The organism is Flavobacterium sp. RSSB_23, assembly GCF_051547145.1.
GTDB lineage: Bacteria > Bacteroidota > Bacteroidia > Flavobacteriales > Flavobacteriaceae > Flavobacterium.
Window position 1 is genome coordinate 146992 of the sequence record NZ_JBPTTO010000007.1, and the last position, 26164, is coordinate 173155.

Below are 26164 nucleotides of genomic sequence, written 5' to 3' on the forward strand. Positions count from 1 at the left end.
GGTTTTTGCAAATTTATAATTTAATAGCCACCAAATCGAATAAAAGAACCTAAAATAAGCATCAAAACTCCGATTACGGTCACGACAACAATATGGAAGGTCATTTCAGGTAATTTGTTGGGATTGGTTTTTAGTTTTGGTAAAACTCTAAATTGGGCACTTAATGCAAAAAGTACTGTAATCAATAGTAAAAGTAATTTTATGGAAACTACTTTCTCTATCGAGCTTGTAAAATCAAACCAATGTTCTATGCTTACACCATATTTATATGCCATTAAAACACCTGTGATTACAAGTAAAATCAATGCAGTCATTCCGATTGGTTCGTATTTTCGCTCATAGTCGAGAATTATATGTTGATTTTTGCTTCTGAGAGCTGTAGGTAAATAACCAAAAACCAGCAATAAATGACCACCAACCCAAATCGCGGCAGACAATAGATGAATGATTAATAATAAATGATGATTCATATCAATTTTGATTTTTGTTTAAAAATAGCAATGATTATTAGCAAAAGGCCAGCAGGCAATAGCATACTTGATAAAAATAAATTCAGATAGTAATTTGTAGCTATTCCTTTATGCATAAAAAACCAAATGCCTTGATGGAATAAAAGAAATTCAGTGATCAAAAAACCTGAGAAAAAAAGAAAAGTTCCCCATTTAAGAATTGATTTTTTAGCATTTAAAAAATGATTTTGAAAGGCTAATCCAAACAAAAAACCGGTTATAATTCCCAACATAGTTAAATGAACGTATCCAAGGACAAAATTTCTAATATTGTGAGAAATTTGCGCTAGTTCGGGTACTAAAACTACTAATTGAATAATAATTTTTAGTGCTAATGAAAATAAGGTTAAAAAGTAAATTGTTTTTTCTGGCCATGACATTGAGTCGAAGAACGCTTGCCATTGCGGGCGAATAATATGTATAAAAGCCAATGCTGTAATCAATTGAATGACAATTCCAATTGCATTAATCCAATAGAAAATTGGGTTTGCAAGTGACCAGCTAATAGGTAAAGCTAATGTCAAAAGTGTAGCGCTAACAAACAAATGATAAAAAGTGTTAAATTTTACCTTGTCGATTTTTAAATGGAACTGTTTGAAAAATAGTGCCAAAACCGCAAAAAGATACCAACCATTAAATTGGAAATGCAGGAAGAACTGAATTGCAATTTGGTAAAAAGCACTAGCTTTTCCCATCAATCCTACTGCAGGACCGAGACACCAGACGCCCAATGTAGAGAAAATCATAAAAAACAAAGCCGTATGCAACATTTTCTTTTCAGGAAGCGTGCTGGGTTGAGCATCTTTCCAAATTAAATAACAAAAAAAGTAACTGCAAAAAATATGGGCAGTTGAAAAGAGAATAGAAGCAAACGCATATCCCTGAGCTGGAAAATCAATCATCATACCCAATACGGCTACTTCTGTTACCCAAAATAATCGGTTGTAAGCCGGTTTTTCTTGCGCTTGTTTTGGAACAAAAAAATGAAAAATCAAACAGTACAACATCAAATACACCCAGCCCAACATGGCAACATGTGAATGCCCGTGCATCAAAAACTGAAAATTGACTCCTGATATTGGAGCAACATACATCCAACGAAGCAATAACCCCATCAGTGAAGCTATGAAAAAATTAAAAAAACAGACCAAAATCCAACTTCTCCTCATGAATATTCTTCTCTATTTACTTTAATTATCAAGGTTGCGCTATTTCTTTTATTAACATCTTACATTTTTTTTGCGACATGGCAGCAAATTTTTGAAAAGTGGATTTCCTAGATTTACCTTTTTTTTCTTAATTCGAAATTCCTCGCCTTGTAGGCTTTTTCAGGTCTAAAATTGATTAATAAATTGTTAGAGCAAGAAGTATTGGTGTTGGTATTGATGTTACAATTCGTTTGTTCTATATATTCAACTTTTTTTTATGTACAGTCAACATAGTAGCAGCATCATTCAAACCTGCAACATGTTCTTTTTGTAATTTTGGAGTAAGCCTAAAGTATATAAACGAGTGAATTACATCAGAATATTCCTCGTTATAAAGCGTTTTTTCTATTAAATCTTTAATCTCTTCTACTGCCCAAACGAGTTTATTTTTCAGTTGCAAGTTACACTTTCAACAACACTTTTATCAACTGCTATGGCTACACTTTTAAAACTTTTTTCGATAGCATCTTTAACTTTAAAACTTTCAAATGGTTTGTATTTTCCATTCCTTTTGAAAACGTAGTTATCCATAGTAGTTGATTTAAGTAGTTATTTTGTTATCATTGCGCCGAAAATTCCTTTTCGAGTTTGGCAGCTTTTGGGAACAAAATATTATTTTCTAAATGGATGTGCTTGTGTAAGTCTTGTTCAAATTCTTGTAGCATCGCAAAGGCTACTTTGTACGTATTACAGGCATCTGCAGGCGGGGTATAATTAGCCGTTAACTCCGCTATTTTTCTGAAACGTTCTCCTTCAGCATCGTGTTCATGCATCATCATAGCAATAGGATTTTCGACTGTTCCAAAATGAGGCTGCTCAATTAATTTATCAGTAATCGTGGCATCAACCATTTTTTTGATAAAAGGAAATAATATCAGCTCTTCTTTTTTCATGTGTTGTGCCAATTCTCCAGCACATCCTTTGAACAATTCATTTATTTCCAGCAGTTCTGGATGATTGGCTCCATGTACTCTACTTAATTTATCCAAGAATTGTAGCAAAACTGGTGTTTTTTTAGCAACATAACGGTGATGTGTTTTTTCGATATAATCGGCTAATAAATCGATTGGCCATGAATTAAAATCAATTCCAGCATCACTTTTTGATGATAAAACAGCTTCAATTTCTTGCAATAAATCAGTAGGATTCACTGCTTTTTTTTGACAGGCTTCCTCTACACTTCTATTACCATTGCAACAAAAGTCAATGCCATATTTTGAAAATAATGCTGCTGTTCTAAAATCTTGTGCTACATATTGCCCTATTGTTGTTTGCTTTAAAGTTTCCATAATATTTTTTTTTCATTTTATAATAGTGCAAAAATAGGTATTATTTAAATAAAAGACAAATATATCCTTAATTAAAATTGCTTTTTTGTTTTGTTCAAGTGTTTGGAAATTAAAGTAATGCAATACTACTCGTTTTTAGAGGGGATAAGTTACTATATCATTCTTTTTATGTCAAAACAAGGGTTTTATGAATTGTTCCACAATTTGTTTAGTGTATTTTTTCATAAAAATTGGTAAAAGATTGATTAATATATTAGGGAGTTTTGAGTTACGATTTTAAACAAAAAATATTTACTTGAAAATAAATCACTATTAATTTGATAAAAGACAAATTTATCTTTTATATTTGCGTTTCAATAAAAGACAAAAATATCTTTTATTTAAAATAATATTTATTAACTAACAAAAAACAGATTATTATGCTTTCAAAATCTCAAGCACGAGCATTTTTTCTGGGAGGTACTTTAGTCACTTTTTTAATCTTTATCGGATTGACTATTTATTCATTCATGCCCAGAAATGATCAAACCAACTACAAGTCTATAGACAAACAAGTGGTGAGAGGAAAAGAACTATGGGAACAAAACAATTGTATGGGCTGTCATTCCATTATGGGTGAAGGAGGTTATTATGCTCCAGAACTAACCAAGGTATTAGAACGTAGAGGAGAAGGATACGTTAAAGCAGCCTTAATGTCACCAGTGCCTTGGTCTCCTAATGGTAGAAAAATGGTTGCTTATAATATGAGCGAACAAGATGCCAACGCAATGGTAGCTTATTTTAAATGGATTGGAAAAATTGATTTGAATGGGTTTGATAGAGTGGTATCCCCTTTAGCCAAAGAGAATAATTAAAAAATAAAAAATGAAATCGCATTACTAAAAGATTGTATTTGTTTACTCTACTTGACCATAAAGCGATAACATATTTGACCTCAAATAATTAAATTTTACGAATTATGAAATATAAATCACAAAAAGTAGCCTACTGGTTTTTTGCATTATGTATGCTATTGTTTTCACTGCAGATTGTCTATGGTTTTATCATGGGCTTTGATCGTATCGGTATTCAAGGTTTGCATGATATTATACCATTTAATGTTGCTCGTGCCGTGCATACTAATTTGCTAGTTGTTTGGTTATTAACTGGTTTTATGGGCGCAGCTTATTATATTATTCCCGAAGAAGCGCAACGAGAACTCATCAGTGTTAAATGGGCCTATGTTCAATTAATTTCACTAGCCCTTGTTGGGGTCGTAGCGATTGTCGGATTTCACTTGAATCATTGGGAAGGAAGAAAATTTTTGGAAATACCTAGAGAACTGGATTTTCTGGTGGTAATAGATGTATTACTGTTTTTAGGGTTGATTTTGGGGACCTTATTTAAAGCCAAGCGAAGAACAACGACCGCATTGGTCTTGTCTATGGGGTTATTGTTTGCTGCTTTATTGTATTTACCAGGAATGATTTGGTTTGATAGCCAGGTTATGGATTCATTCTTCCGTTGGTGGGTAGTTCATTTGTGGGTTGAGGGTGTTTGGGAATTGATAATGGGAGGTATTCTTTCTTATTTATTAATCAAACTAACTGGTGTGGATAGAGAGGTCATTGAAAAATGGTTGTATGTCATTGTTGGTTTAACATTTCTTTCAGGTGTTTTAGGAACGGGTCATCACTATTATTATATCGGGGTAAACAAAATTTGGTTGATTGTAGGTGGTATTTTCTCGGCATTAGAACCTTTGGCTTTTTTAGCGATGGCTTTATTTGCGGTCAATATGTATCGAAAAGGAGAAAAAAGTCATCCGAATAAAATTGCCTTGTTTTGGACCATTGGTTCTGCAATAGTATCTTTTGTAGGTGCTGGATTGCTTGGATTTGCTCACACTTTGCCACAAACCAATCTATACACTCACGGAACTTTGGTTACCGCTATGCACGGACATTATGCCTTTTGGGGTGCCTATGCAATGATTGTTTTGGCGATTATCAGCTATGCCTTGCCAAACGTAACAGGCCGAAAACGATACCAAAGTCCTACTGGAATGGCAGCTTTTTGGTTATCCAATATTGGTATGCTAGGAATGACGGTAGCCTTTGGTGTAGCGGGTGTGGTACAAGTGTATTTAGAAAGAAAACTAAAAATGGAATTTATGGTTGTGCAAAACGAGATAAGTATCCACTTTGTGGTATTGTTAATTTGCGCTACGATGTTCACCACAGGTATTGGTCTGTTTATTTATGATTTCGTAAAATACGGTAGGCCAACAGATGAAGCTTTGGAAACAAAATAATGCATTCAGTTCAAATTATTTGGGCGTGACCACATTGAGCAAAGGGGGCCACTTTAGCAACCGCTTATTTGCCCCCTTTGCTCAATGCGGTCGGGCTATCCACGCTACTTCGGTAGCTAGTTTCTATCCCTCACGCAGCTTCACAAATTTCAAGAACATTCTGTTATTTGTTGTCCTGCAAGTTTTTATTCCAAACCTTTTAGGGATGATTACCAAATATATGATACCTGCAAGTTCCAAAAAAGTCCTTACAGGAAAACAGAAAAATAACTAACCGAGCCTTTTTAACCGGAACGTTTTAGGCAATAGTTTTAACCTCCATTTCCATAAAAACAATTGTTTTGCGTTTCGGTTTTTTTTAAAAAATAAAAAATATGTTAGTAGATACTTTAATAAAAGCTCCTTATTACCAAACCGTAGGCAAAGAAGTCGAAGTTTTTGAGCATTCCTATAAAAATAAAATTCCTTTTTTATTAAAAGGGCCTACTGGAACAGGGAAATCCCGTTTTGTTGAATATATGGCGCATCAATTGGATAAAAAACTCATTACCATCAGTTGCCACGAAGAAACTTCTTCAACCGATTTAATCGGCCGATTCATCATCAAAGGAGCCGAAACGGTTTGGTTGGACGGGCCTTTGACCACTGCCGTAAAAGAAGGAGCAATAATTTATTTGGACGAGATTGCAGAAGCACGACCTGATGTAATTGTAGCGATACATTCCTTAACAGATCATCGACGTGTTCTTTTTATTGACAAATTGGGAGAAACTATAAAAGCACATGATGATTTTATGTTAGTAGCCTCTTTTAATCCCGGTTATCAAAGAGGATTCAAAGAACTGAAACCCTCAACGCGCCAACGATTTATTGCAGTTTCTTTTGACTATCCGGAGCCGAAAATTGAAACTGAAATTTTGGTTAACGAAACCAATATTGACAATGACACTGCCAAAAAACTAGTCGCTATTGGTAACAAAATACGAAATCTTACCGAATTAGGGTTGACCGAAACGGTTTCGACACGATTGTTGGTCGATGCTGCCAAAATCATTCACAGCGGATTGCCAAAACGATTATCTGTGCATGTCGCCGTAGTGGAACCATTGACGGATGATTTGCAAACATTGGAAGCTCTGAAGGATTTGTGTAATTTGATGATATAAGCCCCCTAACCCCCGAAGGGGGGATTAAGAGAGCGAGAAATAAATTATTAATTCCATGCCTTTTAATCCAATAAAGGAAAGAAAGTCTGGTATAGATTAGTTGAATTGATAAAGTTTTTAGTAATGTAAATTCCTATTGACCCCTAATAGGAGTTCCCCCTTCGGGGGTTAGGGGGCTTATTATGGGTTTCGAGATAGATGAATACTTAGTTGGGAAGTTTTTCAAGCATTTAAAAAGCAGAAAAAAAACTAATCCAGAAATAGAGGCCAGAACGGTTCTTTTGAGCGAAATTAAATCCCGCGTGACTATTTTGGCTAGAGCCATAACAGGAAAGCCCATCGAAATATTTCCTGCCGAAAGGGAAGGAGGATACAAAAATAATAACTTTTTCCTCCCAATTTCCTTTGCTGAATTCCCAACGCTGGAAGAGAATCTTACTTTTTATCATTTTAGAATTTTGTATCTAAGCGTGCAACAGCGCTTGAATTACAATTGGACTTCTGAAGAAACAGAACCGACTTTAATTCTTTCCCAACAAAAAGCATTGGATACCTCTGATGAAATTCTTTCGGTTTTGTTTGAAGAATTTTCGATTGACAGAGCGTTTTTGGCCAATGCCAAGAATCATTTTATCCAAAAATCTGTTGCTAAAAAGGAACCTGACTTTTCTTGGCTGTTTGGCAAATGGATGAAAAATGAAGTAGAAGTCGATAAAGATGCAGAACTGAAAAACTTCTCGGATAAAACTAAAAAACCGAATGAAATGCAGCCGTTAACCACCCTCAAAGCAAAAGCGGTAGAGGAAGTGATTATGGTCGAACTCGATAAAAAGCAGCAAGAAGATTACGTCTTACTTCATAATTTTGAAAAGGTAGAAACCGCCGAGGATTTTAACGGAAACTGGCGCGATTTTGATGGTTCGGATGAATTGGAAGACCATCAAGACGCCTTGGAAGAATTGAATATGAAATACACCGTTCGTGTGGATGATACAGCACATTCGGTTTACCAAGCGGATTTTATGGAAAACACTACCATTTCCGAGAGTGCTGCCGTGGATGAAAAAGGTTTTCATCTTTCTTACGATGAATGGGATTGTAGCAAAAATAGTTACAAAGAAAATTTTTGTAAAGTATATCCAAAATCACAGCTACAAACAGATAGCTATTATTACAAAAAGACATTAGTAAAAAATGCATCAACATTAATGGGCTTGCGAAAAATGCTGACGAATGTCAATAACAAAATGCAACAGCAAAAAAGGCAAACCCAAGGCGATGAATTTGATATAGATGCCATCACCGATTTGTATGTCGATGTGCATTCCCAAAGAACGCCTTCGGATAAAATTTATATTTCGAATCGGAAAAAAGAAAAGGATTTGTCTATTCTGATGCTGCTGGATATCAGTCTTTCAAGCGATGGCTACGCAGCCGGAAATAGAGTGATTGATGTAGAAAAAGAAGTTTCTATTTTGTTTGGTGAAATTCTAAACGAGTTCAATATCGATTTTTCGATAGACAGTTTTTATTCCAAAACCAGAAATTACTCCACTTATTTGACAATTAAGGATTTTGACGAAAATTGGAATGCCGCCAAACACAAAGTGGGAGCTGTGGAACCCAGCGGTTATACCCGGATTGGTGCCGCTTTACGGCACGCAGGTGTTCGCCTTGACAGACGAAGTACTAAAAACAAATGGGTAATCCTGATTTCTGACGGAAAGCCCAACGATTACGATAAATACGAAGGCAAATATGGAATCAATGACGTAAAACAAGCCCTTCGAGAACTCAATTCGAAAAATATAAACTCGTACGCATTAGCCATCGAAGCCGAAGCCAAATATTATCTGCCCCAAATGTTTGGGCAAAACCACTATCAAATCCTAACGACTCCCGTTGAGTTACTGCAATCGTTAGTCAAATTATACGAAAAGATAAAACACCAGAAATAAGAATGACCATAAAGGAATCAATTTTGAAATGGAAATTTTAACCTTATAAAAAATATAAGTCAATATAAGTAAAGCTTAAATGTTCTTATATTTCTTACAGGGTTAAATTAAAAACTACCTAAATGGTTTAAAATTTAATTGAAATGACAAAAACAGTTCAAATACCCGAATTACAAGAAGGACATCCCGTTTGGATTTACTTTCAGGAAAAAGAAATTATCAATAGCCTTTTGGAAGAACTTAAAGCCGTAAATCCATTGGTAGATTTGCCAAAATACACCAACATATTTCATCAATTACTGACTATAGAAAAACGGTTTGCCCGCAAAGAGAATCAGCTTTTTCCGTTTTTGGAAAAGAAAGGCTGGGTGGGGCCATCGCAGGGAATGTGGTCGTTTCATGATAATTTGAGAGAGCAATTCCGATTGATTCAGTATTATCTAAAAATGAATAATCCGGAAAAAATTAAAACCAATACGCCTTTTTTGACAGAAGGAATTTCTCGATTAATGGGAGTTGAAGAGGACGTACTATTCCCAAACGCATTAGAAATCTTAACCAAAAACGATTGGATTGAAATGCGCAAAGGCGAAGAAGAAATAGGATGGATGTTAGCCGAAACACCGCCATCTTTCCCAAAAGTGGAATACATACATCCAAGTCAGGATTTTACACAAAGGGATTTGTCTTTTTCATTGGAAAACACTTCTCATTATGATGAAGGATATATGACAGTGGAGCAAGTCAATTTGCTTTTCAAAACGATGCCTTTGGATTTAACTTACGTGGACGAAAATGACAAAGTGATTTTTTACAATAGAGGCGAAGAGCGTGTTTTTCCTAGGAGTGCTGGTATAATTGGTCGAGAAGTAAAGTTTTGTCATCCTCCAAAAAGCGTGGGCACCGTACTCAAAATCTTAGACGAATTCAGAAAAGGAACTCAAAACGAATCCTCCTTTTGGATTAACTATAAAGACCGTCTTATTTACATCCGTTATTTTGCAGTTAGAGATGCCCAAAAAAACTATAAAGGTGTGATTGAAATGTCTCAGGATATTACTGATATTAAAAAAATTGAAGGAGAAAAAAGATTATTGGATTGGGAGTAAAAAGAATTAAGATTGCAGAATTTAGAGCAGAAAAATTGAAACCTTTACATTGAGATGTATTAAAAAAGTAATATATGGAGAGTTTAAAAATCAATTACAAAAATTTCTATTATCCTCCCGGGGGAATTCTAATGTGGATAATCATTTTTCTCGAACTCCTCACTTTCGGTATGGCCTTAGTGGCGTTTGTATACTATGGAACTGAAAACAAGACTGTTTTTCATCAATCACGAATGGAATTGAACCCTCTTTTGGGAGGCTTAAATACTGTTTTCTTACTTACAAGTGGATTTTGTCTTGCTAATGGCGTGCATCAATATAAGTACAAAGAAATTAAAAAATCTTCGGTATTATTTAAGTTGGCTATGCTGGGAGGTATTTTTTTCCTAGCACTAAAAAGTATAGAGTATTATCAAAAAATTGAAAGTGGTATTTCATTAGACACCAATATATTTTATACTTTTTATTGGTTATTGACAGGATTCCATGTTATTCATGTGATTGTTGGATTAGTAATTTTGTGTTGGACGAATTACAGTATGACCAAGAAGTATTCTTCTACTACTGTTGAAGATGTAGAGGCAAGTGCAGCATTTTGGCATCTTTGCGATTTGATCTGGTTGTTATTATTTCCAATACTTTATTTACTTTTTTAATGATGAAAACAGATTTAATTGTAACTTATATTTTTTTGATTTTACTGACTTTTTTTTCTGGATTCGTTGCAACTTCTTTTTCTACTATAGAGCCAAAAGTAGTACTGTTAATGTTTAGTAGTGTTTGTAAATTTTGGTTAATTGCTTTTCAATTTATGGAATTAAAAAAAGCTAATATCTTTTGGAAACGAGCCTTAATTATTTTATTATTTTTAATCATCGGAATCATTATTTGTATAAAAAATCTTTAAAAAAAAAGATTTATAATATGATATATGTCAGTTTTTAATTCGATTATCTGTTTTACTTTTAGATCTTAATAAAAGACAAACATATCTTTTATTAAGGTCTAACCCTAACTTAAAAAACATTATGAAAACAAAATTGGATAGTCGAAAACCATTCTTGTGGCTCCCCTTTTTCTTATTAGTATTATTCTTTTATTCTTCTTGTTCCAAAAAAGGAGAGGCTATGAGTGATTATAAAGAAATTAAAATCGAAGGACAAAAAGAAGCCGAATTAACAGCACCACCTTTTGTGCCAAAACCTATTGGGGATCGAGCCGCTACCAAACTGATTGTTAATATGGAAATCAAAGAGGAAGAAGGCGAGATGGTTGATGGTGTAAAATATAACTATTGGACATTTGGAGGATCTGTTCCGGGAAGTTTTATTAGAACCCGCGTAGGTGATGAGGTAGAATTTCACCTTAAGAATCATCCAGATAACAAAATGCCACATAACATAGATTTACATGCGGTAACCGGTCCTGGTGGAGGTGCTACTTCATCATTAGTGGCTCCAGGGCATGAAAAAGTATTCAACTTTAAAACCATTAATCCCGGTTTATATGTGTACCACTGCGCTACTGCGCCCGTTGGAATGCATATTGCTAACGGAATGTATGGATTGATTTTAGTGGAACCAGAAGGAGGGTTACCTCCTGTGGATAAAGAATATTACATCATGCAAGGCGATTTTTATACCAAAGGCGCTTATGGAGAACAAGGTGTTCAACCGTTCGATATGAACAAAGCGATCAAAGAACAGCCAGATTATGTAGTTTTTAACGGAAAAGTTGGAGCAGTTGCTGGTGACAAAGCAATAACAGCCAAAGTTGGCGAAACTGTGCGTATTTTTATGGGCAATGGAGGGCCTAATTTGGTATCATCTTTCCATGTTATCGGAGAGATATTTGACAAAGTGCATATTGAAGGGGGAGACAAAATAAATACAAACGTGCAAACCACCCTAATTCCAGCAGGAGGTTCAGCCATTGTAGAGTTTAAAGTTGATGTACCAGGGACTTTTATTTTAGTAGATCATTCCATTTTCAGAGCTTTCAATAAAGGCGCTCTAGGTATGTTGAAAGTAGAAGGCGAAGAAAATAAATCCATTTATTCAGGGACTACGCAAGAGGGAATTTATTTGCCCGAAGGAGGCACAATTCAAAACATGCCAAAAGAAAATGGAACTACTAAAAAAAATATAGCTAAGACCGTTCCTGAGCAAATTCAATCAGGTAAAGAATTATACGGAAGAACTTGTTTTGCTTGCCATCAATCAGAAGGACAGGGTGTTCCTAATGCTTTTCCTCCGTTGGCAAAATCAGATTTCTTAAACGCCAATCCCGAAAGAGCAATCGGCGCCGTACTACACGGATTGAGTGGCGAAATAACGGTAAATGGTAAAAAATTTAATAATGTCATGACCAGTCAAAACTTAACAGACGAAGAAGTAGCCGATGTTTTGACTTACGTATACAACAGTTGGGGGAATAATAAAACGGTGGTAACCCCAGCGAAAGTAAAAGCGGTTCGAGCTAAACCAGCGCCAAAACCAGCGGCATCTCATTAAAATTTTACAATCAATTATAACTTAAAAAACAATCAATGAAAAAGTATGTATTATCTGGCTTCATGCTAGTGTTAAGCGCTTATGGCTTTGGCCAAAATGCTGCTAAGGGAAAAGGAGTGTATGATAAAGTTTGTGTGGCTTGTCATCAACCCACCGGACAAGGTATTCCAGGGGCTTTTCCTCCTTTGGCAAAATCAGATTATTTGAACAAAGATGTAAGTCGCGCAATTAAAGGAGTAGTTAAAGGACTCTCAGGTCCAATTACGGTAAATGGAAAAAAATATACTGGGGCAATGCCTGCACAAGCCTTAAGCGACCAACAAATTGCTGATGCTTTGACTTATGTTTATGCCAGTTGGGGAAATAATAAAACCGTTGTAACCCCAGCTATGGTCAAAGCACAACGTAAATAGAACGTTTTAATTTGAAAAAAAGAGTAGCAATGTTTCATCTAAACCAAATAAAAGGACTTATTCTCGTGTGTATAAGTAGTACTCTTTTTGCCCAAGAAACAAGAATGGTAACCATCGAAGAGGGAAGTTTTGTCCCTCTTTATGGGGCTACCAAAAAGCAACCAATAAAAATTGCTTCCTTTTCTCTAGATGTTTATCCAGTAACAAATGCTCAGTATTTAGTATTTATTAAGCAGAATAAAACGTATAGTCGTTCTAAAATAAAAGGATTATTTGCTGATAAAAGTTATTTGAATCATTGGGCAGCGGAGGATGATTACGGTTCTCAAAATAAGAGTAATGCTCCTGTAACCAATATCTCTTGGTTTGCCGCCAAGAAATACTGTGAATGCCAAGGAAAGCGATTGCCTACTATGGATGAATGGGAGTATGTAGCTATGGCCGATCAAAATCGTTCAGATGCTCGAACCAAAGAATCGTTTAATAAATACATTTTGACATGGTATGAAAAGCCTAAAACGTACTTAAATCCAGTAGGAAAAACGTTCAAGAATTTTTGGGGAGTTTATGATATGCATGGTTTAGTTTGGGAATGGACTTCGGATTTCAATAGCATTTTTCTCTCGGGCGAATCCAGAAAAGACAAAGCAACCGATAAAAATCTCTTTTGCGGAAGTGGTTCTGTAAATGCCACCGATTTGATGAATTATGCCGCCTTTATGCGCTATGCTTTTAGAGGAAGTCTCAAAGCTAATTATACTACAAAAAATCTAGGATTTCGATGTGCAAAAGACTTTTAAAAAGTTTTGAAGAATTAATTTAACCATAATTTATGAATAGTATACCTCATAAGAAACAGAATTTTAAATGGCAACCTAAATTAAGGGCTTTTATTTTCGTTTTGTTATTGCTTTTTGCTAGTATGCAAAGCTGTGTAAAGACTGAAAAAGTGACCAATGATGGGCCTATTTCAGATTTGTCTATCTATAATCTGCCCTCACAATGGACAAATCAAGACGGCAAAAATATTGTTATGAAGGATTTAAAAGGAAAGGTTTTAGTAATGGTAATGATTTATACCTCTTGTAAAGCCGCTTGTCCAAGATTGGTTGCCGATATGCGTAATATCGAATCTCGTTTGCCCGAGGAAATTAAAGATAGAGTAAAACTGGTACTCATTAGTATAGACCCAGAAGTAGATACTCCAAAACGCCTAAAAGCTTTTGCAATTGAAAATAAAATGGATGCACCACAATGGGAATTTTTAAGATCGACCCAAGATAATACAAGAGAATTTGCTGCTGTTTTAGCTGTGAATTATAAGAAGATTGCACCACTTGATTTTTCGCATTCTAATATAATTAGCGTATTCAATACCCAAGGAGAACTAGTTTTTCAACAGGAAGGTCTTGGAGTCAATTCAGATGCCACGGTAAACAAAATAATTGATGAAGCAAAATAGTAAGATTAGAATCAATTTTTCTACTTGGGTATTAAAAACGTAAATAGATAAGAGTAAAATAGTTTGTTCTATTTATTTTGCACTTTTAATTTAGATTTGATTTCATATTCATCCTAAGTATTTTTCATTAGAGTTATTAATTCATTTTAGGGAACTAGAATCTACAATTTTTAAATTGTTTGGATTCTAGTTTTTTGTTTTTTATGATATTTATCATTAAAAGACATTTGTGTCCTAATTATATTTGTTGCATAGAACATCTATAGAAATAACTCATTATGAAAGCAAGATGGATTAGACGAATGTATCCACCACTTGGATTATATTATTGTTTTTCCTATTCCTTATTTTTATTTGTAGTAAAAAATCATTAGGATTAGAGAAATTATAGTAGTTAGTGAGAATAAGAATAAGATGAAGGATAATTTAGTTTACATCGGTACTGCATTCTTGACATTAGGACTGTTATTTGGAGCTTTATGGGCCAAAGAAGCTTGGGGACATTATTGGACATGGGATCCTAAAGAAACTTGGGCTTTTTTAACATGGAATGGCTATATTCTTTATATACATTATCGATTTTATCATCCTAGGGAAGAAAAAAAGTCATGTTTTTTTAGCTATTGCTTTTCTGATTCTCTTAGTTTGTAGATTTGGAGTGAACTACCTACCTACAGTTCAAAATAGTGTGCATACTTATACTAATTCTTAATCGAGCACTTTATTACTGCTAAAAATATTTTTCTTTACTTTTTTTTAATAAATTTAACATAAAATGATTTTTATCATAATAAAGGAAATAAGTGTCTTTTATCTTTGAATCATTATTTAATAATCGAAAAAGGGAATGATATGAAAACCATAAAAAAGATAGTGCTAACTGTTGTTTTAGGAATTAGTGGTAGTACAATAGCGCAAAATTTTGACGTAGACCTTCAACTACGACCTCGTTTTGAATTTCGAAATGGGGTTAGAAGTCCGTTACTCAATTCTGATGATGCTACTTCTTTTATTGCACAACGTTCTCGCTTAAATTTTGCTTTTCATCAAGATAAATTAACGGCTAAACTAAGTGTTCAAGATATTCGTACTTGGGGAGATGCTGCCACAACTGCTACTGCTGGTAAAAATGGTTTGGCTGTTTTTGAAGCTTGGGCAAAATATAATTTTAATGACAATTGGTCGACCCGAGTAGGACGACAAGTACTTTCGTATGATAATGAAAGAATCATGGGAGGAATTGACTGGTTGCAACAAGGACAAAGTCATGATGCCGCATTAATTAGTTATAATAAAGGAAATACCCTTTTGGATATAGGTTTTGCTTTAAATGCGAATGCAGAGAATTTGGTGGAACCTAAAACGCCTTATACTACCAATTATAAAGCTATGCAATATGCATGGTTTCATCGTAATTGGACAAAACTTAATTTGAGTTTGTTATTTTTAAATACTGGTTATGAATTTCAAAAAACAGCAACCAATTTAGAAACAGATTATAAGCAAACTTTTGGAACTTACATCACTTTTAAAGATACAAAATGGGACATGAATTTAGGTTTGTATGGGCAAACTGGTCAGTCTGCTGATAAAAAAGTAGGAGCTTGGTATGCAGGAGGCTATATCGGGTACAATGCTACTGCTACTTTTTCAACAGGCTTAGGGTATGAATTCCTTTCTGGCAAGGACCAAAACGATACTGACACGAAGTTAAAATCCTTTACACCTTTATTTGGAACGAATCACGCTTTCAACGGTCTGATGGATTATTTTTATGTAGGTAACCACCAAAATAATGTGGGACTACAAGACGCTTATTTGAAGTTGAATTACAAAAATAAACAGTGGCAATTTACCTTAACACCTCATGTTTTTAATGCTCCCAATAAAGTATTTGATGCTCAAGGCAAAAAAATGGATAGCTATTTAGGGACAGAAATTGACTTTACCGCCTCTTATGCCTTGCAAAAAGACATCGTTTTGAGTGGTGGTTTTTCGCAAATTTTTACCTCTTCGACCCTAGAACGTGTCAAGAATGTAACCAATGCAGCAGATGCCAACAATTGGGCTTGGCTAATGGTATCATTTAGTCCTAAATTATTTAGTACAACGAATAAATAAGTATCAAATAGTTGATTTTCAGAATTTTTGATTAAATTAGAGAGTTGTAATCCACTTTTCTTTTGATTCTAAAAATTCTAGTTTTCTACTCTAATAATAAAGTTTTTATGAATAATTTGCTGCAATCTCACAAAATTCTTTTCCTAAATACATTAGCTTTTACCATTTGCTTTGCCTGTTGGACGCTCAATGGTGTATTAGTTACTTTTTTGGTTGATTCTGGGATATTCAACTGGAGTGTAGTTGAAGTGGGTTGGCTTCTCGGAATTCCAATTCTTTCAGGGTCAATATTTAGATTACCTATCGGAATTTTAACAGATAAATTTGGTGGGAAAATTGTTTTTTCTACTTTGTTAGTACTCTGTGCAATTCCGTTGTTTTTGCTGCCTTTTGCTACTAGTTTTTGGAGTTTTGCCGTTTTGAGTTTTCTTTTTGGAATGGTGGGTACCAGTTTTGCAGTAGGAATAGGATTCACCTCGGTTTGGTATCCGCAACATTGGCAAGGTAGGGCCTTAGGGATTTTTGGAATGGGAAATGCCGGTGCCGCTATCACAACTTTTGTAGCTCCCACTTTACTTACAAATTTTTCTCAAGATAATCCTACAGAGGGTTGGAAAATGTTGCCCATAACCTATGGTATTGTTTTGGTAATTATGGGATTGCTCTTCATCTTTTTGGCTAAAAATAAAAAACCTGCAGTAGAAGCTAAAGAGCTTAAAAATCTTCTAAAACCTTTACAATCCATGCGTGTTTGGCGCTTTGGTGCTTATTATTTTTTGGTATTTGGATGCTTTGTAGCCTATTCCCAGTGGTTATTACCCAATTTTATGAACGTTTACCAAACTTCATTAGTGATGGGCGGAATGTTTGCTACACTTTTTAGCTTGCCTTCAGGGGTAATTAGAGCTTTTGGGGGATACCTATCCGATAAATTTGGAGCTCGAAAAGTAATGTATTGGGTATTGGGTTCCTCCATTGTAATTAGCTTTTTGTTGATGTTTCCCAAAATGGAAATTTTTACTGCAGGACCCGGAGTTTTGGCTACTGAAAATGGTGTAGTTACCCAAATCAGCTCTAATGCTATCAAAATTGATGATAAAGTCCATACCGTAATTCCTCGAAAAACTATTGAACACGAAAAAACAGCTATTTTGCCAGAAAAAGCTTCGTGGCAGGAAATAGTAGTGCAACAAAATCAAACAGTTAAAAAGAAGGAGCTCATTGCTAAAGGAATTACACAAATTAAGTTTGAAGCCAATATGTGGGTATATGTAGTTTTGGTTGTTTTAATTGGAATCTCTTGGGGAATTGGTAAAGCAGCAGTTTACAAACACATACCCGAGTATTTTCCAAATGAAGTGGGTGTAGTAGGTGGAATGGTAGGATTAATAGGTGGTTTGGGTGGTTTTTTTGGGCCTATTATTTTTGGGTATTTGCTCAGCACCACTGGTTTGTGGACAAGTTCATGGATTTTCATTTTTGCTATTTCAACAATTTGCCTGATTTGGATGCATAAAACGATTATCAAAGCCATTCGTGTTCAAATCCCTCAATTTTCAAAACACATTGAACATTAAGAATGTCTTTGCGAGTTCCGAACAGACAAATCAAAATATTCATTTTAGAATTACTACTAACATAAAATAAACATCATATGAAAACATGGCTAGATAAGTGGGAACCAGAAGATAATGAATTTTGGGAAACAACAGGTAGTGCAATAGCTTGGAAAACACTCACAATAACAACACTTTCATTAATATTGTCTTTTGCCTCATGGTTTATGATGAGTGTAATTGCAGTTAAATTGCCCGGACTTGGATTTGAATTTTCAAAAGATGAACTCTTTTGGTTGGTAGCTATCCCTGGTTTAGCTGCTGGTTTTCTTAGAATTATTCACACGTTTATTTTGCCTATTTTTGGTACAAGACACGTAGTTGCTTGGGCAACTTTAATTAAGTTAATTCCTGTAATAGGTATTGGTTTTGCTGTCATGGATACCAGTACTCCTTTTTGGGTATTTGCAATTTTAGCTTTTACCTGTGGATTTGGTGGAGGTGATTTCTCTTCCTATATGCCAAGTACCAGTCTGTTTTTTCCAAAAAGGTTAAAAGGAACGGCATTGGGAATCCAAGCAGGAATTGGGAATTTCGGGGTGTCTTTAGCGCAATTTGTTACTCCACTTATTTTAGGTGTTAGCCTTTATGGGGCAAGTGCAATTTTTACTAGTATTGATGCTAAAGAAGCTTTAGCAGTGTTTAAAACTATTGAGGTGGCTAAACAAAAAGAAGTATTTAGCGCACTTGAACCACAAGTGCAGACCGCCTTATTGACCTCTGTAAAACCTACTGTTTTAGATTCTGTAAAAGCAACAATTGCTACAACCGATAATGCTACCCTATTTGTTGCCTTGCCAGCTAAAGCTAAAGCTAAAGTAATGGCTAATGCCAACCCAAAATTGGCTGAAAAAATTATGAATGAAATGAGTCCTGCCACAAAAGCTGTGGTAAATAAACCCATTTACATTCAATCGGCAGCTTTTTGGTATGTTCCATTTCTAATCATTTTATCAATTGTTAGTTGGTTTTATCTAAGAAGCATCCCGATGCATTCCTCCATAAAAGAACAAATGGATATTTTCGGAAACAAACATACTTGGTATTGCACGATTACCTATGTGATGACTTTTGGAACTTTTGCTGGACTATCAGCAGCTTTCCCTCTAATGATTAAGTTCTTATATGGCGATTTTCCTAATGCTCCCGATCCTCTAGTATATGCTTTTTATGGACCATTAATTGGTTCCGCAAGCCGTGTTGCTTTTGGTTTTGTAGCCGATAAAGTGGGAGGAGCTATATTGACGACGCTGACAGGATTAGGTATTATTGGAGGAGCTATTGTTTTAATTACTCAAGGTTTGGTAGCACCAACTAGTTTAGACCAATTCCCAATGTTTGTTGGTGTAATTTTTATGATGTTCTTTTTCACTGGTGTGGGTAATGCTGGAACCTTCAGACAATACCCTATCATCTTTGCAGATAATCAACGCCAAGCTGCTGGTGTAATCGGGTGGACTGCCGCAATAGCTGCTTTTGGACCATTCATTTTTTCTAAACTTATTGGGGGTAACTTAACAGCCAATGGTACTGTAAATCAATTTTTTATAGGGCTTGTTCTTTTTTGTATCTTAGCTACTATCATCAATTGGTGGTTTTACAATAGAAAAGGATGTGAGAAACCAAGTTAGCGAAAAAATCTAAAGTACTAATTTGTTATGTTAGACAATGAAAAATAAAAATCTTAATACTAAAGCATTACTAATTGCAACAGCACTTTCCATAGTGATGATTGTCTTGGTATTTTTTGGCTCTAGAAAGCTGCAAAATTTTGATGCTGCTCTCATTACCTATTTGTTTGGAACCGTTTTTGCTTTTTTTGGAATTGTTTACCGTTACTCTGTATGGTTGCAACGCCCACCCACATGGATTTATTTCAAAAGAGGTATTACCTATTTGGTCACAGGTAAAGTGTTTTCTCATTTTTGGTTTGCGACCAAAGAGTCGGTTGAAAATATTGCTTTTCAGAAATTTATATATCCTAGAGGGAAATACCGTTGGGTGGCGCATTTTATGATAGCAGTAGGATGTACTTCAGCTTTTTTGATTACGATTCCACTTACTTTCGGTTGGATTCACTTTGCTATGGCACCCAATACCATTTCTACCTATGAGGCCTATTTTTTTGGATTTAAAGTCATGGCTTTTGAGTTAGATTCTATTATGGCTTTTCTAACTTTTCATGCTTTGAATTGGTCTTCGTATTTGGTGATTTTTGGATCTTTATATTATTTGAGAAGACGTTTAACCAATCCAGGATTAATTGCAACACAGTCTTTTGAAGGGGATTTGTTACCGCTAATTTTGTTGATAGCTATTTCAGTGACCGGACTTGGATTGACGTATTCTTATCAATTTATGAAAGGTTTTGCCTTTGATTTCTTGGCGGTTTTACATGCTGTTACTGTGATTTTGTTTTTGATTTGGATTCCGTTTGGAAAATTTTTCCACATCATTCAAAGACCCGCTCAAATTGGGGCTCATATCTATAAAAAACAAGGTATGAAGATGGGGATGGCGGTTTGTCCCCATACAGGGGAAGAATTTGCTACCAAATTGCACATTCAAGATTTGAAAACGGTAACAGAGGAGTTAGGTTTTGATTTTTCTCATGATGATGGTACTTCTCACTTGGACTTGAGTCCTGAAGGAAAGAGATCCCGATTGGCACAAGCTCATTTGAAAGCAAGACAAGCTGGAGGGAATTTGTTTGGATAAAGCCCCCAACCCCCAAAGGGGGAATTGTTGAAGATAAAATAAGGAATTTAAGAAAATAAAAAAATCCCAATCACTAATTCCCCCTTTGGGGGTTAGGGGGCTAAAAATATATAAAATGGCAAAATTACCTACAGTAGAAGAAAACATCATCGCCAAGTTTGGTCCACATTTGAATTATGCCCCCAAAGATGGTTATGCAGGAAGAGATGAACCCGATAAAAACGTAAAAACCCATTGCTGCTTTTGTGGCATGCAATGTGGCATAGAGTTGTTGGTCAAAGACAATAAAGTAGTTGGGTTTGAACCTTGGATGGAATTTCCTTTTAACGAAGGGAGATTGTGCCCCAAAGGAGTACAGCGCTATTTGCAAAATAATCACCCAGACCGATTACTTTCGCCACTTAAACGAGTAGAAGGTCAGGGATTTGTTCCAACTTCTTGGGACGAAGCCATGAGTAAAACGGTTTCTGAAATACAACGTATTCAGGAAAAATATGGTAAAGATGCTTTTTCGATGCTCTCAGGTGTTTCATTGACCAACGAAAAAAGTTATTTGGTTGGAAAATTTGCAAGGGTGGCCTTAAAGACCAAAAACTTAGATTATAACGGTCGTTTGTGCATGGTGAGTGCAGGAGCGGGTAATAAGAAGGCCTTTGGTTTGGACAGAGCTTCAAATAACTATTCTGATTTAGAATATGCCGAAGTCATTATTGTGGCTGGAGCCAATATTAGTGAAACGTTTCCTACGCTAACCCATTGGATTTGGAAAGCACGTGACCGTGGTGCTAAGATAATTGTTGTCGATCCAAGGATGATTCCTTTAGCAAGAACAGCCGATATTCATTTAGATGTTCGTCCAGGAACGGATTCTGCTTTATATGGGGCGATGCTAAACTATTTAGTTACAAACGATCTTTTGGATCACGATTTTATTGATAATTATACTTCTGGCTTTCAAGAAACCATTGATGCGGTTAATGAGTATACTCTAGAATGGGCAGAGGAAGTGACCGGAATTGATCGAAATAAAATAAAAGCTGCAGCGGAATTATGGGGCAAAGCAAAAACTAGTTTTTTATTACACGCACGAGGAATTGAACACCATTCCAAAGGAGTAGACAATGTTGTAGGCTGTATTAATTTAGTATTGGCAACAGGTAGAATCGGAAAACCTTATTGTGGTTACGGAACGATAACAGGGCAGGGAAATGGTCAGGGAGGAAGAGAGCACGGTCATAAATGCGATCAATTACCTGGGAATCGAGATATTGAAAACCCTGAACACCGTAAGTATATATCTGAAGTATGGGGAATCAATGAAAAAGACTTACCCGGAAAAGGCTTGTCTGCTTATGAAATTATCGAAGCCATTCATCGAGGTGAAATTAAAGGATTGCTTTCGATTTGTTTCAACCCTCTAGTGTCATTACCAAACAGTAATTACGTACGTGAAGCATTAGAGAAATTAGAATACTACGTTTGTATTGACTTTTTCTTGAATGAAACGGCTCGTCATGCCGATATGATTTTAGCGGGTTCCTTACAAGAAGAAGAGGAAGGTACTACTACTTCGGCAGAAGGTCGCGTCATCCGTATTCGTCAAGCAGTAACGCCTCCTGGTGATGCGAGAACGGATACTTTTATCTTATTAGAGTTGGCGGATCGCTTGGGAGCTAAGGATAAATTTACTTATGAAAATAGTGAGGCAATTTTTAACGAATTACGAGTAGCGTCTAAAGGAGGAACAGCCGATTATAACGGAATTACCTATAAAAGAATAGAAGATAATATGGGGATTTTTTGGCCATGTCCCACCGAGGATCATCCCGGGACTCCAAGACTTTGGGAAGATAAAAAATTTAAAACACCCGACGGAAAAGCGCATTTTAATCCTGCACCATATAAATTACCAGGTGAAGTAGTTGATGCAGATTATCCAGTGGTTTTGACAACGGGAAGAGTTGTTTCTCAGTATTTAAGTGGAACGCAAACTCGACGTATAGGGAAATTGGTAGACCAATTTCCAGAACCGTTGCTAGAAATTCATCCCAAATTAGCGCAGCAATATGGTATCCAACAAAGAGAACTAGTAAAAGTATCTACTCGAAGGGGTGAAGGAATTTTTCCTGCGAATATTGTTGAAACCATCAGAGAGGATACAGTTTTTATACCCTATCATTGGTCAGGAAAAAAATCAGCGAATCAGTTAACGCCAGGAACTTTGGATCCCGTTTCTAAAATACCCGAGTTTAAAGTGAGTGCTTGTCAGTTGGAACCGCTTCGAGAGATAGCCGGATCGCCCAAAGAATCAACTGCTTATGCTAGTGTCTAATCTATAAAAAAGAAATATGAATTACACCAGTTTCAATACAAATGAGGAGTTTTTTGTAGATATGCAGCGATGCATTGGTTGCAAGGCTTGTGAGATGGCTTGTGCCGAATGCGAGACCAATGGACAGGACTCTATGATTCATGTCAATTATGTAGATAGAGCGTCGACAATCCAAACCACAGTTCAGGTTTGTATGCATTGCGATGATCCAGTGTGTGCCAATGTTTGCCCAGCCGATGCCATCTCAAAAGACGAGTTTGGTATCGTGCATACCGCCAATACTGAACGTTGTATAGGTTGTTCCAATTGTGTGATGGCTTGTCCGTTTGGCGTGCCCAAAAAAGAGGAATCCTACGATTTGATGATGAAGTGTACCATGTGTTATGACCGAACAAGTATTGGTAAAAAACCCATGTGTGCAACCGTTTGCCCTAGTGGAGCATTATTTTATGGTACTAAAGCCGAAATTAAAGAAATGCGACCCAATAGTACACCCATTAATACGTTTGTATTTGGAAAAGAAGTGGTCAATACCAAAGTTAATATTATGATGCCTAAAGGAAGTACAGAATTAATCATTTATTAGAAATTCCCAAGTCCAAAGGGTAACTTCAAAGCACGTTGAACCCCCATAACCGATAACCCATAACCGACAACTCATAACCGACAACGCAAAACAGAAAACGCAAAACAGAAAACCCATAACTGACAACTCATAACTGACAACTCATAACTGATAACTCATAACCGACAACCCATAACTGATAACAGATAACCGAAAACAGATAACCGTCTTATGTCAAAAGAAGATAACCTAAATAAAAATTGGAAGAAAGATTTTCCAATTCTCAAACAACAAGCGAGTAATGTGAGTCGCCGCGATTTTGCCAAATTTCTTACGCTGGTTTCTGGCGGACTAATGGTAGGCAGTGGATTGGTAGCTGCTAAGGCTTATATACTCCCAAAAGAAGAAGTAGAAGGCGAACATTTTGTATGTAAAAAAGGCGAAATTCCTGTAGGAGGTACTCGCGCATTTGTGATTGAAGGAAGCACCATTCCTTATATTTTGATTCATTTAGAATCGGGTGACTTCAAAGCCTATGAACAAAAGTGTACTCATTTGTCTTGCTCTGTTTTTTATAAACCCGGTACTGATATCATTTATTGTCCGTGTCACAACGGCTCCTTTGATGCCAATACAGGCGAAGTACTAGCAGGTCCGCCGCCAAGAGCATTGCCAAACCTAGAAGTTTTTCTAAAAGGAAACGATATCTACGTAAAAGCAGGACAACAGGAAACTAAAGTAGTTTAAACTAACAAAAATAATATGAGCACTTTTAGAACCAGTCAGAATCAAGCCAATCCTAACAAACTGAATAACATTCTTTCTACGCTGATATTCATTTTGATATTGAATGTCACCATACAGATATGGTTGTTGTATGCGGCTTTGAACAATGCCTTAGAAAATAATAGAGAGATTTTAATTCCTGCATTTATTGCCTCATTGATTCTTTTTTTAATCGGTTTTGGGTGGTTGTATTATTTACCGTCTGGAAATAAGCAACAACAATAAATGCGATTTATGTTACATTCTGACGCAGCAAAATCAATTCGGAATTGTATTTTTGAAAGCATCAAAAACTTATTTTTATGATTACCGTTTCAGAAGCCTTCTCAATCTTACAAAATAATATACCAACTCCTCAAGAAGAGATTTGCTCTTTAAGGGAGGCGAGAAAAAAAATACTTTCACAATCAATCTTTTCACCAATCAATATGCCTCCTTTCCGACAATCGGCTATGGATGGTTATGTGGTGTGTTTACATGAAAGCTTGACCTATCAAATTATTGGTGAAATCAAAGCGGGTGATGCCGAATCTTTTGTATTGCAACCCGGTCAAGCCGTGAAAATTTTTACTGGAGCACCCGTACCAGATACCGCCCAAGCGATGATTCCAATTGAGAGAGTAGCAGTACAGCAATCAGAACTGCTACTACAAAGTAAGCCTCGGATTGGGGATAACATTCGACCAATTGGTGAGCAAATCAAGAAAGGAGAATTGGCCTTACAAAAAGGCACTCAGTTGGATGCTGCAGCTATAGGTTTTTTGGCTGCTTTGGGAATAACTAGGGTACCATTGTATAAAAAGCCAAGTGTAGGTATAGTGGTAACAGGCAACGAATTGCTTGCTCCTGGTTTGCCTTTGACTTACGGGAAAGTGTATGAAAGTAATGGCGTGATGTTGGAAGCCGCCTTATTAGATGCTTTTTATCAAGAAGTGACGCTATATTCAGTAAAAGACGATTTTGAAAGCACAAAAAGCACCCTTCAAACCGCAATAAGTCAACACGAGGTGGTTTTGGTTTCTGGAGGAATTTCGGTTGGAGATTATGATTTTGTTGCCCAAGCCCTTCAAAAATTACAAGTAATAACTTTGTTTCATAAAGTCAATCAAAAACCAGGGAAACCTCTTTTTGCTGGAAAAGTCAATGAAAAGATGATTTTTGCATTGCCTGGAAATCCAGCTGCTTGTTTGACCTGTTTTTATGTGTATGTGCTACCTACTTTACAACGGATTTCTGGACAGCTTACTCAATATGAAGCAATAAATAGTTTGCCATTAGGACATTGTTTTTCGGTCAACAACAGTCGCTCTCAATTTTTAAAAGCAAAAGTCACGAATGGTAAAGTGACGATTCTATCACATCAGGCTTCTTCTATGTTGAATACGTTTTCAACGGCCAATGCCTTAGTCTATGTCGGTGAAGGTGATTATGAACTGAAAGAAAATGAATTGGTTACGGTTTATTGGTTAAAGAATTAGTATTTTATTAGCAAAAAAACGATACTATTTTTATACTTTTATGTAAAATATAATACAATACAACTATTGATTAGTTAGTTTAATAATAACCGAAAAAATAGCCGATATGATTTTAGAATACCAAGGTACTTACAAGGGTGTTCCAACAAAATTCACCATACGAATTGTTGGAAACAATTTATCAAAAAGCAGTTCCAATTATCAATTGGATTTGTATGTAGGGGATAAACAATTGCCAATGTTTACAACCTTTATCCATCAAAGTTTGTCCAATTGCTTAAAAGAGATTTATTTATTTAGAAAGCACAATCAAATGACTTTTGATAGTGATTCTGAAAAGATTCTTTCACTGTATGTGCCTTACGATAAGGTATTGTATAACTATCATAAGGGGATGATTTTTAGGGCTTAGTTCTCAAGTTTAAATGAAAAGCTGTCCAAAAGGGCAGCTTTTTTTATGCGGATATTGGAGAAAAAATTTCAGTTACGCTAATTAAATATGTAACAGATTCAATGCGATAATCGCTTTTTTGTAAAACTAAATTCGTTATATTTGTGAAAGCATAACGAATGGTTTTAAATCTAAAGTAAGTACAGATAAATAGTAACCGTTACCAAAATAAATTGT

The 26164-nt window shown here is 35.7% G+C and carries 25 protein-coding genes and 2 pseudogenes; 22 read left to right on the forward strand and 5 right to left on the reverse strand.

What is annotated here, in order from left to right; translation table 11 throughout:
* Nucleotides 1-20: 20 nt before the first annotated feature.
* From ACSVH9_RS12030 to ric, 5 genes are all read right to left on the reverse strand, one after another.
* Nucleotides 21-470, reverse strand: coding sequence for a CopD family protein (locus ACSVH9_RS12030; protein WP_438063918.1), 450 nt, complete (start codon nucleotides 468-470; stop codon nucleotides 21-23).
* A complete protein-coding gene (locus tag ACSVH9_RS12035) occupies nucleotides 467-1624 on the reverse strand; it encodes a hypothetical protein (RefSeq protein WP_438063919.1) in 1158 nt (385 codons plus the stop codon). Before ACSVH9_RS12035 ends, ACSVH9_RS12030 begins: the two co-directional genes overlap by 4 nt.
* A 289-nt stretch (nucleotides 1625-1913) precedes the next feature.
* On the reverse strand, nucleotides 1914-2117 hold the full coding sequence (locus ACSVH9_RS12040) for a hypothetical protein (RefSeq protein WP_438063920.1): 204 nt from the start codon (nucleotides 2115-2117) through the stop codon (nucleotides 1914-1916).
* Nucleotides 2108-2248, reverse strand: a complete 141-nt coding sequence (locus ACSVH9_RS12045) for a hypothetical protein (protein ID WP_438063921.1) — start codon at nucleotides 2246-2248, stop codon at nucleotides 2108-2110. Before ACSVH9_RS12045 ends, ACSVH9_RS12040 begins: the two co-directional genes overlap by 10 nt.
* 29 nt (nucleotides 2249-2277) lie before the next feature.
* Complete coding sequence (gene ric / locus ACSVH9_RS12050; RefSeq protein ID WP_438063922.1) at nucleotides 2278-3006, reverse strand: iron-sulfur cluster repair di-iron protein; 729 nt, start codon at nucleotides 3004-3006, stop codon at nucleotides 2278-2280.
* A 419-nt stretch (nucleotides 3007-3425) separates the two neighbouring features.
* On the opposite strand from ric, the gene ACSVH9_RS12055 reads away from it, so the two are divergent.
* The 22 genes and pseudogenes from ACSVH9_RS12055 to ACSVH9_RS12160 all read left to right on the forward strand — a co-directional run bounded on the left by ACSVH9_RS12055 (nucleotide 3426) and on the right by ACSVH9_RS12160 (nucleotide 25948).
* Nucleotides 3426-3860: a c-type cytochrome gene (locus ACSVH9_RS12055; protein ID WP_438063923.1), complete on the forward strand. Its 435-nt coding sequence runs from the start codon at nucleotides 3426-3428 to the stop codon at nucleotides 3858-3860.
* 104 nt (nucleotides 3861-3964) lie between these two features.
* Nucleotides 3965-5299, forward strand: coding sequence for a cbb3-type cytochrome c oxidase subunit I (locus tag ACSVH9_RS12060; RefSeq protein ID WP_438063924.1), 1335 nt, complete (start codon nucleotides 3965-3967; stop codon nucleotides 5297-5299).
* 374 nt (nucleotides 5300-5673) lie between these two features.
* On the forward strand, nucleotides 5674-6465 hold the full coding sequence (locus ACSVH9_RS12065) for a CbbQ/NirQ/NorQ/GpvN family protein (protein ID WP_438063925.1): 792 nt from the start codon (nucleotides 5674-5676) through the stop codon (nucleotides 6463-6465).
* A gap of 182 nt (nucleotides 6466-6647) precedes the next feature.
* The gene (locus tag ACSVH9_RS12070) at nucleotides 6648-8423 is read left to right on the forward strand and encodes a nitric oxide reductase activation protein NorD (protein WP_438063926.1); all 1776 of its coding nucleotides are present in this window, start codon (nucleotides 6648-6650) and stop codon (nucleotides 8421-8423) included.
* Between the two features lie 143 nt (nucleotides 8424-8566).
* Nucleotides 8567-9532 (forward strand): DUF438 domain-containing protein, encoded by a 966-nt coding sequence (locus tag ACSVH9_RS12075; protein WP_438063927.1) that lies wholly within the window; start codon nucleotides 8567-8569, stop codon nucleotides 9530-9532.
* A gap of 74 nt (nucleotides 9533-9606) precedes the next feature.
* On the forward strand, nucleotides 9607-10188 hold the full coding sequence (locus ACSVH9_RS12080) for a cytochrome c oxidase subunit 3 (RefSeq protein WP_438063928.1): 582 nt from the start codon (nucleotides 9607-9609) through the stop codon (nucleotides 10186-10188).
* Nucleotides 10189-10190: 2 nt separating this feature from the next.
* Nucleotides 10191-10439 carry a cytochrome C oxidase subunit IV family protein gene (locus ACSVH9_RS12085; protein WP_438063960.1) on the forward strand — a complete coding sequence of 83 codons (249 nt, stop codon included), beginning with the start codon at nucleotides 10191-10193 and terminating at the stop codon, nucleotides 10437-10439.
* A gap of 121 nt (nucleotides 10440-10560) precedes the next feature.
* Nucleotides 10561-12045 (forward strand): copper-containing nitrite reductase, encoded by a 1485-nt coding sequence (gene nirK / locus ACSVH9_RS12090; RefSeq protein WP_438063929.1) that lies wholly within the window; start codon nucleotides 10561-10563, stop codon nucleotides 12043-12045.
* 92 nt (nucleotides 12046-12137) lie between these two features.
* A pseudogene (locus ACSVH9_RS12095) lies at nucleotides 12138-12458 on the forward strand (c-type cytochrome); the annotation flags it as partial.
* Nucleotides 12459-12487: 29 nt separating this feature from the next.
* A complete protein-coding gene (locus ACSVH9_RS12100) occupies nucleotides 12488-13258 on the forward strand; it encodes a formylglycine-generating enzyme family protein (protein ID WP_438063930.1) in 771 nt (256 codons plus the stop codon).
* Nucleotides 13259-13380: 122 nt separating this feature from the next.
* Nucleotides 13381-13920, forward strand: coding sequence for an SCO family protein (locus ACSVH9_RS12105; protein ID WP_438063961.1), 540 nt, complete (start codon nucleotides 13381-13383; stop codon nucleotides 13918-13920).
* 420 nt (nucleotides 13921-14340) lie between these two features.
* Nucleotides 14341-14632, forward strand: a pseudogene (gene ccsA, locus ACSVH9_RS12110) (cytochrome c biogenesis protein CcsA); the annotation flags it as partial.
* A gap of 140 nt (nucleotides 14633-14772) precedes the next feature.
* Nucleotides 14773-16041 carry an alginate export family protein gene (locus ACSVH9_RS12115; protein ID WP_438063931.1) on the forward strand — a complete coding sequence of 423 codons (1269 nt, stop codon included), beginning with the start codon at nucleotides 14773-14775 and terminating at the stop codon, nucleotides 16039-16041.
* Between the two features lie 107 nt (nucleotides 16042-16148).
* Complete coding sequence (locus tag ACSVH9_RS12120; RefSeq protein WP_438063932.1) at nucleotides 16149-17618, forward strand: MFS transporter; 1470 nt, start codon at nucleotides 16149-16151, stop codon at nucleotides 17616-17618.
* A 77-nt stretch (nucleotides 17619-17695) separates the two neighbouring features.
* The gene (locus ACSVH9_RS12125; protein ID WP_438063933.1) at nucleotides 17696-19288 is read left to right on the forward strand and encodes an MFS transporter; all 1593 of its coding nucleotides are present in this window, start codon (nucleotides 17696-17698) and stop codon (nucleotides 19286-19288) included.
* Between the two features lie 37 nt (nucleotides 19289-19325).
* Entirely contained in the window at nucleotides 19326-20375 is a 1050-nt protein-coding gene (locus ACSVH9_RS12130; RefSeq protein WP_438063934.1) for an MFS transporter, read from the forward strand.
* Between the two features lie 115 nt (nucleotides 20376-20490).
* Nucleotides 20491-22707: a molybdopterin oxidoreductase family protein gene (locus tag ACSVH9_RS12135; RefSeq protein ID WP_438063935.1), complete on the forward strand. Its 2217-nt coding sequence runs from the start codon at nucleotides 20491-20493 to the stop codon at nucleotides 22705-22707.
* Between the two features lie 16 nt (nucleotides 22708-22723).
* Nucleotides 22724-23293 carry a 4Fe-4S dicluster domain-containing protein gene (locus ACSVH9_RS12140; protein WP_438063936.1) on the forward strand — a complete coding sequence of 190 codons (570 nt, stop codon included), beginning with the start codon at nucleotides 22724-22726 and terminating at the stop codon, nucleotides 23291-23293.
* Nucleotides 23294-23503: 210 nt separating this feature from the next.
* Entirely contained in the window at nucleotides 23504-24019 is a 516-nt protein-coding gene (locus tag ACSVH9_RS12145; RefSeq protein ID WP_438063937.1) for a ubiquinol-cytochrome c reductase iron-sulfur subunit, read from the forward strand.
* 15 nt (nucleotides 24020-24034) lie between these two features.
* Nucleotides 24035-24283 carry a DUF6755 family protein gene (locus ACSVH9_RS12150; RefSeq protein ID WP_024980153.1) on the forward strand — a complete coding sequence of 83 codons (249 nt, stop codon included), beginning with the start codon at nucleotides 24035-24037 and terminating at the stop codon, nucleotides 24281-24283.
* A 77-nt stretch (nucleotides 24284-24360) separates the two neighbouring features.
* The gene (locus tag ACSVH9_RS12155) at nucleotides 24361-25536 is read left to right on the forward strand and encodes a molybdopterin molybdotransferase MoeA (protein WP_438063938.1); all 1176 of its coding nucleotides are present in this window, start codon (nucleotides 24361-24363) and stop codon (nucleotides 25534-25536) included.
* A 106-nt stretch (nucleotides 25537-25642) separates the two neighbouring features.
* Complete coding sequence (locus tag ACSVH9_RS12160) at nucleotides 25643-25948, forward strand: hypothetical protein (protein WP_438063939.1); 306 nt, start codon at nucleotides 25643-25645, stop codon at nucleotides 25946-25948.
* Nucleotides 25949-26164: the final 216 nt, after the last annotated feature.

Excerpts from the sequence above, each read along its gene's own strand:
- ACSVH9_RS12035 (WP_438063919.1), bottom strand. The coding sequence starts at position 1,624 with ATGGGGTTATTGCTTCGTTGGATGTATGTTGCTCCAATATCAGGAGTC.
- ACSVH9_RS12135 (WP_438063935.1), top strand. The coding sequence starts at position 20,491 with ATGGCAAAATTACCTACAGTAGAAGAAAACATCATCGCCAAGTTTGGT.
- ACSVH9_RS12140 (WP_438063936.1), top strand. The coding sequence starts at position 22,724 with ATGAATTACACCAGTTTCAATACAAATGAGGAGTTTTTTGTAGATATG.
- ACSVH9_RS12070 (WP_438063926.1), top strand. The coding sequence starts at position 6,648 with ATGGGTTTCGAGATAGATGAATACTTAGTTGGGAAGTTTTTCAAGCAT.
- ACSVH9_RS12115 (WP_438063931.1), top strand. The coding sequence starts at position 14,773 with ATGAAAACCATAAAAAAGATAGTGCTAACTGTTGTTTTAGGAATTAGT.
- ACSVH9_RS12145 (WP_438063937.1), top strand. The coding sequence starts at position 23,504 with ATGTCAAAAGAAGATAACCTAAATAAAAATTGGAAGAAAGATTTTCCA.
- ACSVH9_RS12045 (WP_438063921.1), bottom strand. The coding sequence starts at position 2,248 with ATGGATAACTACGTTTTCAAAAGGAATGGAAAATACAAACCATTTGAA.
- ACSVH9_RS12125 (WP_438063933.1), top strand. The coding sequence starts at position 17,696 with ATGAAAACATGGCTAGATAAGTGGGAACCAGAAGATAATGAATTTTGG.
- nirK (WP_438063929.1), top strand. The coding sequence starts at position 10,561 with ATGAAAACAAAATTGGATAGTCGAAAACCATTCTTGTGGCTCCCCTTT.
- ACSVH9_RS12065 (WP_438063925.1), top strand. The coding sequence starts at position 5,674 with ATGTTAGTAGATACTTTAATAAAAGCTCCTTATTACCAAACCGTAGGC.
- ACSVH9_RS12075 (WP_438063927.1), top strand. The coding sequence starts at position 8,567 with ATGACAAAAACAGTTCAAATACCCGAATTACAAGAAGGACATCCCGTT.
- ACSVH9_RS12055 (WP_438063923.1), top strand. The coding sequence starts at position 3,426 with ATGCTTTCAAAATCTCAAGCACGAGCATTTTTTCTGGGAGGTACTTTA.
- ACSVH9_RS12060 (WP_438063924.1), top strand. The coding sequence starts at position 3,965 with ATGAAATATAAATCACAAAAAGTAGCCTACTGGTTTTTTGCATTATGT.
- ACSVH9_RS12030 (WP_438063918.1), bottom strand. The coding sequence starts at position 470 with ATGAATCATCATTTATTATTAATCATTCATCTATTGTCTGCCGCGATT.
- ric (WP_438063922.1), bottom strand. The coding sequence starts at position 3,006 with ATGGAAACTTTAAAGCAAACAACAATAGGGCAATATGTAGCACAAGAT.
- ACSVH9_RS12160 (WP_438063939.1), top strand. The coding sequence starts at position 25,643 with ATGATTTTAGAATACCAAGGTACTTACAAGGGTGTTCCAACAAAATTC.
- ACSVH9_RS12155 (WP_438063938.1), top strand. The coding sequence starts at position 24,361 with ATGATTACCGTTTCAGAAGCCTTCTCAATCTTACAAAATAATATACCA.
- ACSVH9_RS12085 (WP_438063960.1), top strand. The coding sequence starts at position 10,191 with ATGAAAACAGATTTAATTGTAACTTATATTTTTTTGATTTTACTGACT.
- ACSVH9_RS12130 (WP_438063934.1), top strand. The coding sequence starts at position 19,326 with ATGAAAAATAAAAATCTTAATACTAAAGCATTACTAATTGCAACAGCA.
- ACSVH9_RS12120 (WP_438063932.1), top strand. The coding sequence starts at position 16,149 with ATGAATAATTTGCTGCAATCTCACAAAATTCTTTTCCTAAATACATTA.
- ACSVH9_RS12080 (WP_438063928.1), top strand. The coding sequence starts at position 9,607 with ATGGAGAGTTTAAAAATCAATTACAAAAATTTCTATTATCCTCCCGGG.
- ACSVH9_RS12150 (WP_024980153.1), top strand. The coding sequence starts at position 24,035 with ATGAGCACTTTTAGAACCAGTCAGAATCAAGCCAATCCTAACAAACTG.
- ACSVH9_RS12100 (WP_438063930.1), top strand. The coding sequence starts at position 12,488 with ATGTTTCATCTAAACCAAATAAAAGGACTTATTCTCGTGTGTATAAGT.
- ACSVH9_RS12105 (WP_438063961.1), top strand. The coding sequence starts at position 13,381 with ATGCAAAGCTGTGTAAAGACTGAAAAAGTGACCAATGATGGGCCTATT.